The 8,324-nt window shown below is 51.4% G+C and carries 8 protein-coding genes; 3 read left to right on the top strand and 5 right to left on the bottom strand.

Going from position 1 to position 8,324, the window contains the following annotated elements; all coding sequences use genetic code 11:
• Positions 1-9: 9 nt before the first annotated feature.
• From Q0372_RS10160 to ilvC, 3 genes are read right to left on the bottom strand one after another with little or no spacing between them, the layout of a single operon-like run.
• On the bottom strand, positions 10-798 hold the full coding sequence (locus Q0372_RS10160) for a DNA-processing protein DprA (RefSeq protein ID WP_298105589.1): 789 nt from the start codon (positions 796-798) through the stop codon (positions 10-12).
• A complete protein-coding gene (locus tag Q0372_RS10155; RefSeq protein ID WP_298105585.1) occupies positions 782-1,972 on the bottom strand; it encodes a divergent polysaccharide deacetylase family protein in 1,191 nt (396 codons plus the stop codon). Before Q0372_RS10155 ends, Q0372_RS10160 begins: the two co-directional genes overlap by 17 nt.
• Before the next feature lie 13 nt (positions 1,973-1,985).
• The gene (gene ilvC / locus Q0372_RS10150) at positions 1,986-3,008 is read right to left on the bottom strand and encodes a ketol-acid reductoisomerase (protein WP_298105582.1); all 1,023 of its coding nucleotides are present in this window, start codon (positions 3,006-3,008) and stop codon (positions 1,986-1,988) included.
• Between the two features lie 137 nt (positions 3,009-3,145).
• Between ilvC and proC the strand changes: the two genes are divergently transcribed.
• Positions 3,146-4,123, top strand: a complete 978-nt coding sequence (proC, locus tag Q0372_RS10145; RefSeq protein WP_298105579.1) for a pyrroline-5-carboxylate reductase — start codon at positions 3,146-3,148, stop codon at positions 4,121-4,123.
• Between the two features lie 710 nt (positions 4,124-4,833).
• Here the strand turns inward: proC and Q0372_RS10140 are convergent.
• Positions 4,834-5,472: a hypothetical protein gene (locus tag Q0372_RS10140; RefSeq protein ID WP_298105576.1), complete on the bottom strand. Its 639-nt coding sequence runs from the start codon at positions 5,470-5,472 to the stop codon at positions 4,834-4,836.
• Positions 5,473-5,633: 161 nt separating this feature from the next.
• Between Q0372_RS10140 and Q0372_RS10135 the strand changes: the two genes are divergently transcribed.
• Both Q0372_RS10135 and Q0372_RS10130 read left to right on the top strand, forming a co-directional pair.
• Positions 5,634-6,563 carry a DUF4299 family protein gene (locus Q0372_RS10135; RefSeq protein ID WP_298105573.1) on the top strand — a complete coding sequence of 310 codons (930 nt, stop codon included), beginning with the start codon at positions 5,634-5,636 and terminating at the stop codon, positions 6,561-6,563.
• 182 nt (positions 6,564-6,745) lie between these two features.
• The gene (locus Q0372_RS10130; protein ID WP_298105570.1) at positions 6,746-7,015 is read left to right on the top strand and encodes a hypothetical protein; all 270 of its coding nucleotides are present in this window, start codon (positions 6,746-6,748) and stop codon (positions 7,013-7,015) included.
• Between the two features lie 160 nt (positions 7,016-7,175).
• Here the strand turns inward: Q0372_RS10130 and Q0372_RS10125 are convergent, their stop codons facing one another.
• Positions 7,176-7,997, bottom strand: a complete 822-nt coding sequence (locus tag Q0372_RS10125; protein WP_298105567.1) for a DUF3137 domain-containing protein — start codon at positions 7,995-7,997, stop codon at positions 7,176-7,178.
• Positions 7,998-8,324 lie beyond the last annotated feature (327 nt).

Below are 8,324 nucleotides of genomic sequence, written 5' to 3'. Positions count from 1 at the left end.
AATCATCGGCTACTTTGCCACGATCTTTGCGCCTAAAATTTCGATCCTGCCTTCAAGCTCGTATTCGTAAATTTTATCTCCGAAGCGCTCGATCGCCGCTTGCAGATCGGAATTTAGCGCTAAAAATTCCATCACCTCATCCTGCGCGCGCTCAGTGCTTTGCGGCGTCTGCGGAGCCAAAGACTCGACAAACTCGCCAAAATCCGCGATCAGCCGCGCCTGAGATTTTGCGAGCAGATCGTTCGTACCAGCGCTCTCGTCCATACGGTGCGGCAGTACGTATACGGGCACGCCCATCTCGCGGGCCAGGCGCGCGCTTTGCAGCGAACCGCTGCGAGGCTCGGCTTGAGCGACGATCAGCGCTTCGGACAGCGCCACGACGATACGGTTGCGCTGCAAAAACTGAAATCCGCGCGCGCTCACGCCGTCCTCATACTCGCTAAGCGCGAGACTGCGTTCGTAAATTTTGCCGATCATAGCGGCGTTTTGCGCGGGATAAATTTGATCAAGGCCGTTTCCAAAAACTGCGATCGTGTTTGGAAACGCCCCTTCGTGCGCGGCTATGTCGCAGCCGATCGCTGCACCGCTTACGACGCAAAAGTCCGCATCGCTCAAAGCGCGCGCGAGGCGCAGGATCAAATTTTTGCTATAAACGCTCATCTTGCGCGAGCCCACGATCGAGATGCGGCGCTTTTGTAACATCGCCGGCTCGCCCCTAAAATACAGCTGCGCGGGCTCGCTCGCACCGAGCCTTGCTAGGCTTTGAATTTTAAAACTAAGCTCACTCGTAGTACTCATAAATTTCGTCCAAATAGACCAAATCCACCTCGCCTAGGATGTCGGCGCTGTTTGCAAGCGCGCGCAGAGTGGAGCTTTTGGGATGGCCGATAGCGATGGCGTAACCCTGCTTTTTAGCAAGCGCGACGGCTTCGCGCAGCTTTTTGCGCACCGCGGCGACGCTGTTTTGATTATCTAAAAACACATCGCGATGCACGTATCGCATGCCGAGCCCATTCATCGCCGCCTTGGCCTTGGTAGTGGGGCTTGTGCGCGAGTCGATAAATAAAAATCCATACTCGTTCATCGCGCGCAGCAGATTTTGCATCGCGCGCTCGTCGGCGGTAAATTTAGAACCGGTGTGGTTATTTATAAATTTAGCGTTCGGAAAGTCCGCGCGCAGCTTGGCTATGACGCCGCGCAGCTTCTCATAATTATCCGAAGCTCGCAGCGTCGCGGAATTATTTTTGGCAGAGCTCGCCTCCATCGGCAGGTGGATCGCGTAATGCTCAAAGCCGCGAGCGAGCGAGCGCGTGTCTTTGCGCTGATACTCGGGCGGGAAGATGGACGGCGTCACTCGCACGGGCAGAGCGGCGATTTTTTGCGCCTGCTCGTCGGTGCCTACGTCGTCGATGATGATCGCTAACTTTGCGCGAGAGCCTGCGGGCAAAGCCTTGCGCGGCGATTTAGAAAGATCGTCTGCGCCGCTAGAAGCAGGACTTTGCGCGGTAGAATTTATAAAATTTTCTGAAGCGGAATTTGCCGCGGTAAAATTTACGTCAGGTCCTTCACCCGCCGAATTTGCAGCGGCGGAATTTACGGAAGCCGTAGAATTTACGGAATTTTGCGAATCGCCGTTTGCAGAATTTTGTCCTGCGAAATTCTGTCGTGCGGGCTCGATGCTCATCTTAGGCGCGGTTACGTTTTGCTCGGCGATCTTATCAAGCTCCTTTTGAATCAGGGCTTCCTTCTGTGCAGCGCTTAAACGCGGCTTTTTACCGCGAGGATCGGAAGGGCTTTCGGGGGTTTGTTTGCGCGAGCTTTGCTGCAACGCAGCTTTATTGCCCGAAAATACGAGATCCAAAACCGCGTAGGTAACCGCACCGCTTAAAAAGCATAAGATTACGACAAAGGCGATCGTTGCGTAATTGATCGGGCGCTTTTTGCGGCGCCCTCGTGGATTTGTATTAGCCAAAGCTCAGCCGAAATCAGTTTTTATCTTTATTTACGAGCTTGCCCTTAGCGATCCACGGCATCATCGCGCGAAGCTTCTCGCCGGTTTTGCTAAGCAAACTGTTTGCCGTGATATTGCGCTCGGCGTTCATTCGCACATAGCCAGCTTTGCGCTCGAGGATAAAGTCTTTTGCAAATTTGCCGTTTTGGATTTCCTTTAGCACCTCTTTCATCGCCGCTTTGCTGCTTTCGTTTACGACGCGGTTTCCGCTTACGTAATCGCCGTATTCTGCGGTGTTTGAGATCGAGTAACGCATATCTGCCATGCCACCTTGATAGATGAGATCCACGATCAGCTTCATCTCGTGCTGGCACTCAAAATACGCCATTTCAGGCTCATATCCAGCCTCGACGAGGGTCTCAAAGCCTGCGTTAATGAGCGCGCAAAGTCCGCCGCAAAGCACAGCCTGCTCGCCGAAAAGATCGGTCTCGGTCTCTGCTTTGAAGGTCGTTTCGATGATGCCGGTGCGGCCGCCGCCGATCGCACTTGCATAGCTTAGAGCAAGCTCTTTGGCTCTGCCGCTTTCATTTTGCGAAACGGCGATCAGCATCGGCACGCCGCCGCCGCTTACAAACTCGTTGCGGACGGTATGGCCCGGGGCTTTCGGAGCGATCATAATGCAATCGATGCCCTTTGGAGGGACGATCTGTCCGAAGTGGATATTAAAGCCGTGCGCGAACGCGATCGCGTTGCCCTCGCTTAAGCTCGGCTCGATCTCCGCTTTAAAAATATCGCCTTGAAACTCATCGGGCGTTAGGATCATTACGACGTCCGCGGCTTTCGTAGCCTCGCTGACACTCATTACTTTAAAGCCCTTCGCCTCGGCCTTGCTCCAGCTCGCGCCGCCTTTTTTAAGACCCACGATAACCTCTACGCCGCTATCTCGTAAATTTTCGGCGTGAGCGTGCCCTTGCGAGCCGAAGCCGATCATAGCGACCTTTTTAGCCTTAATCAAGCCCAAATCGCAATCTTTGTCGTAAAAAACGTTTATTGCCATAACGCATCCTTTTTTAAAAATTTAGGCGAGATTGTAGCTAAAATTTGCTTTTACGTAGATAAACCGCGCGCCGCAAGGGCGGATAAAGAAATTTTGAGCTATCATTGAGGCATAATTTAGCTTTAAAAGGAGCGAAAATGAAAGTGGGATTTATCGGCGGCGGAAATATGGGCGAGGCGATGATCGCCGCACTTTGCAAAGCTGGTGGGCGAGATTGCGCAAAGGGCGGAGAAAATTTTACAGAGGATAGGGAAAATTGCACGGCGAGCGGAGAAAATTCCGCGCACGACGGGCAAAATTTTATGCCCGATACTCAAAGCTTTGCGCCTTGCGGGCAGAATTCCGCAAATTTAGAGCAGAATTTTGCGAGCCGCGAGCGTGATTCCGCCTGCGCGCAGTCCGGCTCCGATACGAAGCTTCAAGTCCTAGCTTATGCTAGAAGCAAAAATGAAGCCTTGCGTAAGCGCTATGGCGTGCAAATTTTACAAGGCGAGACGCAACTGACGCACGAAGCGGATATTATCGTGCTCGCGACCAAGCCCGCCAGCTACGAGGAGATTTTGCACCTGATCGCGCCCGAGCTTGCGGGCAAAATCCTGCTTCTTTTGGCGCCGAATTTTAAGCTGGAGCGCGCCCAAAATATCGTAGGTGCGGACGTTTTTATAGCCCGCGCGATGCCAAACGTCGCCGCGGGTATCGGCGCGTCGGCTACGGCGCTGTGCTACGGCGAGTATTTTGATGAGGCCAGTCGGGAGATCGTGCGAGCTCTAGCCGCCAAAATCGGCAAATTTTACGAGATAGACGAGGCTGGCTTTGCTGCATTTACGGGGATTGCAGGTAGCCTGCCTGCGTATGTGTGCGCCTTTATCGAGGCGGCGGCAGACGCGGGCGTGCGGGGCGGACTACCGCGGGCGCTGTGCTACGACGCGGTAGCGGCGGCGGTAGAGGGCACGGCGTGCCTGCTGCAAAGCGGCAAGCGCCCATCGGAGCTCAAAGACGCGGTCTGCTCGCCTGCGGGCACGACGATAGAGGGACTCGCGGCGCTGGAGGCGGCGGGGTTTCGCGCAGCGGTGATGGCGGCGATCGAGGCGTGCATCGCCAAAGCTCGCGGCTAGCCTTTCGCCGCACCTCGTCGGTTTCGGATTTCAAACATAGCGCTTTCGCAGTCGCGCTAATATCGGAATTCTGTGCGGGCACTCGCTCTAGCTAAAATTTTGCCTTATCTTTAAATCGAATGAGTTCGCCATTTCTGCAGCGGCGGAATTTACGAGCTCTATGGCGAACAAGCCGGCAAGCTCGCATTGCATTTAAATTTTAAAATTTAGCGACTTTAGAAATTTTAGATCAAAATTTACGCTTAAAATTTTAAATTTAGAGATTGTAAATTTAGCGCTCGCGGCAGGGCAAAATTTTGATTTTTAGCGGCGCGAGCCTACGTCCACAACCATTAAAATCAAAATTTAGCGCAGCATAGGTAGATGCGCCCGCGACTGCGAACTTGTTAAATAAAAACTCACGCAGAACGCAAGCGCTAAAAGAGTGCATCCTGCGCTACGGTCTTATTAAGGCAAACATAAGCCGCAAAATTTCACCGTTCACGAGAGCAGCAAACCAAAGCGAGCCGCGTCGAGCCGTATTTTACTACCAGAGCGAGCCGCAAATCAAAAACTACATTCCGCCGCCCGAGCGAGCCTTAAATTTAAACCGCATTTCGCCGCCGAGTCGCAAACCAAATCCACGCGCTAAATCCTGTCAATCTGCGCAATAAAATTTGACTTTCATCCAGCCAAAACTTCGCACGTAAAGCCGCGATAAGCAAGTAGGATCAGATAAATTCCTTCTCTAAAGGCTGCATCGCGTTGCCGTCTGCGTCGAAAAGTACCCGCCCGCAAACCTCGCAAACCTCATCTCTAGGAGAGGGCTCGTCCGCATCCAGCTGCCACGCTGACATCTCGCCGCACTCGCAGTTTATGACGTAAAGGATCTGCCTTTTGCGGCGCTTGCCCCACGGCGCGATATCCCAAAATAGCTCCTCGCGCTTGCCTAGCTTTTTAAAATCTTTCTCGGCGTCCTTGTGCGCGACAAGTAGGTAATAAGCGTCGTTATGAAGGTCCAAAGTAAAGAGCCTAAAATCGCTCTTTTTCAGCGCCTTTTGAAACTCGTTCATCAAAAATAGGCTCGCATCGCCGCGCTCGAAACCCTCTTTTTTCGCTTCTTTTTCGAGCCTTGCGTAAATTTTATCGCACTCTAGTGACACGCCGCTTTGCAGCGCATCAAGTCTAGAGCTGATAAATTTGCCCACATCGCCCGTCTCGTCCTCGCCGACCCAGTCAAGCATCCAAACAAGCCCTTTTCCGATAAGCTCATCCAAAAACTCGCCGTCATTCATCTCGCCCGTTTTCTCAAAACCGCCCGTCTCGCCCGCCGTCAAATGCTTTAAAACGCAGCACTGATCTTTCGTCATTTTCGCTCCTTTGATTAAATTTACCGCTTACGTCGGTCTGTTTAAATTTTATCCCAAAAAGCTTTAAGCTTACTTTTCACAACTCCTTGCGCCGCAAATTTAGCTCGCCGCGGCGGGTAAAATTTCGCTATAATTTTGCCAATTTAACAAAGGAGAAAACGATGAGCGTAGAATTCCGCGTCAAAAACAAAAAGCGACCGCTATTTATGGGGTATTCGGACGCTATGAGCGTTAGCGAGGCATTGGATATCCTGCCCGATCTATCGGTGTTTGGCATAGACGAGAGCGCCGAGGACTTTGACGAGAGGGCGTTTTTAAAATCTCCTTTGAGCGAGTATGAGTGTCTGATTTTGGGCGTGCAAGGCAAGAGCGGGCGCGGAATGGAGCTTAGCTACGATGAGGATCAGCAAAGCTACGCTGTGCGCGTAAATACGCCCGCGACGGTCTTTGATTGGGTTTTGGCGATCTCGTATCTGCAGGCGCTATCTAAGCAGCTAGGAAGCGAGATCGCGGATGAAAACGGCGAAATTTACGCTCACGACAGGATAGAGCAATTCGACTACGAGCGCGATATAGCGGCGGGGCTACATTCGATAGATCAACACTTAGGCGGCGATACGGAAGTAAATTTTTGCTACGGGGCGCAGAGGCCTTTTGCGATAAACCGCGCGATGATGGATAAAATTTTAGCCTCGTATAAACCCGCCGCCGAGTTTAGCAAGCGGCTGATCGAGGTGCAATATCTCGACGCTTACAGCGCGCACCAGAGGTTTTACCGAAATGGAGATGACGGCACGATAATGGGCTCATACGCGCTCACGCAAGACCTGCCCACTATCCTGCCCTACAAGCCGTTTGTGGAGTGGCAAAACGCGGAGATGCTGAAAAATAGCGACGTAGCGCACTGGCAGATCGCGCTCATAGGCATAGAGGGCGACGAAAACGACGCAGGTAACTACCGCGCCATCGCCGAGCTGGAATACGGTGAGTTTATCGCGCGGCTGCCGAAGCAAAACTACCGCTTCATCGATGCGAGCTATATTTTGGTTGACGGGCTAAACGTCAATCAGCTAAAGGCGCTAGCAGGCTAAATTTTACTTGCGGTGAAATTCTACAGGGCTTCATCGAGGATTGACGCCGCAAAAATTTAAAGTCGCGGAATTCGCAGCAAATCTCGCAGTGGACAAAATTCTAAAAGATAGAATTTTATCCCGATGCAAATTTAAGAATTCCACGATAAAATTCCGTCGCGGTAAAATTTAGAAAGGTTAAAATGAAAAGGACCTACTACGATCTAAAAATTTACGATAACGGCATGATGCGAGGCGTGCTGCAAGAGGAGATCGAGGCGTTGCCGTTTTTCGGCTACTGGCAAAAGATGAGTCTTGGCTCGACGCAGGGCATATTCATAGACGAAAGCGGCAAAGAGCACAGGCTCGTCTATCTGCACGACTGGGAGAAATTTTGCAGATTATTCGCTCGCGAACAGGAACTACTTAGGCGCGCTCCGAACGGCAGCGAAAATGAGCGATCCGAGCCGTAGCGGATCTCGATCGGCAGCGGAGAATAACGGCGATCCCAGCCGCAGCGCAAGTAAATTTTAGCCAATAAATAGTGGCGCGCATTAATCAGCCAAAATCGCCGCCCCGCTTAAATCCGGGTTTAAATTTAGCTCGTCTATGATAGATAAAAGCTCTAAAATTTCATTTTTGATCCCCGCGGCGTCCTCTAAGCTCGGCGCTCACGCCCATCTCTCCAGCAAATTTTATCTTTAACTCTCTCAAACGCTCCATAAACGCAGGCGTCAAAAGATATCTCGCCTCTACTTTATCATCCGCAAAGACTCGAAATTCTTTGCTAAAAAACACGTCGTCCATCTGCTCTTTTTCGCCTAAAAATCTGGTGTTTAGCGTGCGGCTCGCGACTATAGTTTGCCCGCTAAATTTCTTGTAAAACTCGCAGATCAAGACCGAACCGCCAAATGCCTGCATATCCTTCATGGCCTCCCAAGCAAAAATTATCGCAGAGAGCAAATTTAGCGCCGCCGAGTCGCTTAGCTCCAGCGTCGCGCCGTTTGGGATGCGGGTCGCTTCGCTGAGGTTAAATTTGACGCCATTATACGTTCCGCTAATTAGGTCTTCTGCGCGAAACTCGTCTGGCGAATAGATGCCGATTTTGCGAAATTCTTTACGGCTGATACCAGCATTTGGATCATAGCTAAAATTTGGACCTACCTCGCTGATAGCGGCGCGGACGAAAACGTCTTTATAAAACGCTTTGTAATCCCCCAGCTCGCTGGTCACTCGGCTAGCATTAGCCATTAGCGCGGCGAGAAAAAACGGAATATAGATAATGATGAAAAATAGCGGTGCAAGACGATTTTCAAAAAGATGTCCTACGGCAAATCCGCCGCCTACGGGTAGGACAGCTATAAATAAAATTCCCAAAAATAGATACTTTGCAAACGCGCGTCTGCACTCTTTTTGCTTTTTCGCGGTGGCAACTATCGCTTCGTTTAGATTCAAAATTTTACCTTTTTCTAAATTTGCGCAGCGGATTTCGCGCATGGAGCGAATTTTAGCAAAATTTACACCGCAAAGATACGGCGGCGCGAGTAAATTTTATTCGGCGGATTAAATTTATGAAATTTACGCCGCGGCGGCGATCTACTCGGACGTGCGTTGATTTAGCCACGCTCTCAGATTGTCCGCGCGCTATAAAAGCTCACAAATCCTGCGGCGGTAGTATCGCGGAAGCCGTCGCAAAACGAATACCGCGTGACGAGCAGTGCAAACAGGCGGCGCAAGGCATGTGCAGTGCAAAACAAACAGCATACGGCGAACAGCACAAAA

The organism is uncultured Campylobacter sp. (assembly GCF_937997405.1).
Taxonomy (GTDB): Bacteria; Campylobacterota; Campylobacteria; order Campylobacterales; family Campylobacteraceae; genus Campylobacter_B.
This window is presented reverse-complemented; position numbering and strand designations above follow the sequence as displayed.

Coding starts and splice junctions, on each gene's coding strand:
- Q0372_RS10130 (WP_298105570.1), top strand. CDS start 6,746: ATGAAAAGGACCTACTACGATCTAAAAATTTACGATAACGGCATGATG.
- ilvC (WP_298105582.1), bottom strand. CDS start 3,008: ATGGCAATAAACGTTTTTTACGACAAAGATTGCGATTTGGGCTTGATT.
- Q0372_RS10140 (WP_298105576.1), bottom strand. CDS start 5,472: ATGACGAAAGATCAGTGCTGCGTTTTAAAGCATTTGACGGCGGGCGAG.
- Q0372_RS10135 (WP_298105573.1), top strand. CDS start 5,634: ATGAGCGTAGAATTCCGCGTCAAAAACAAAAAGCGACCGCTATTTATG.
- Q0372_RS10160 (WP_298105589.1), bottom strand. CDS start 798: ATGAGTACTACGAGTGAGCTTAGTTTTAAAATTCAAAGCCTAGCAAGG.
- proC (WP_298105579.1), top strand. CDS start 3,146: ATGAAAGTGGGATTTATCGGCGGCGGAAATATGGGCGAGGCGATGATC.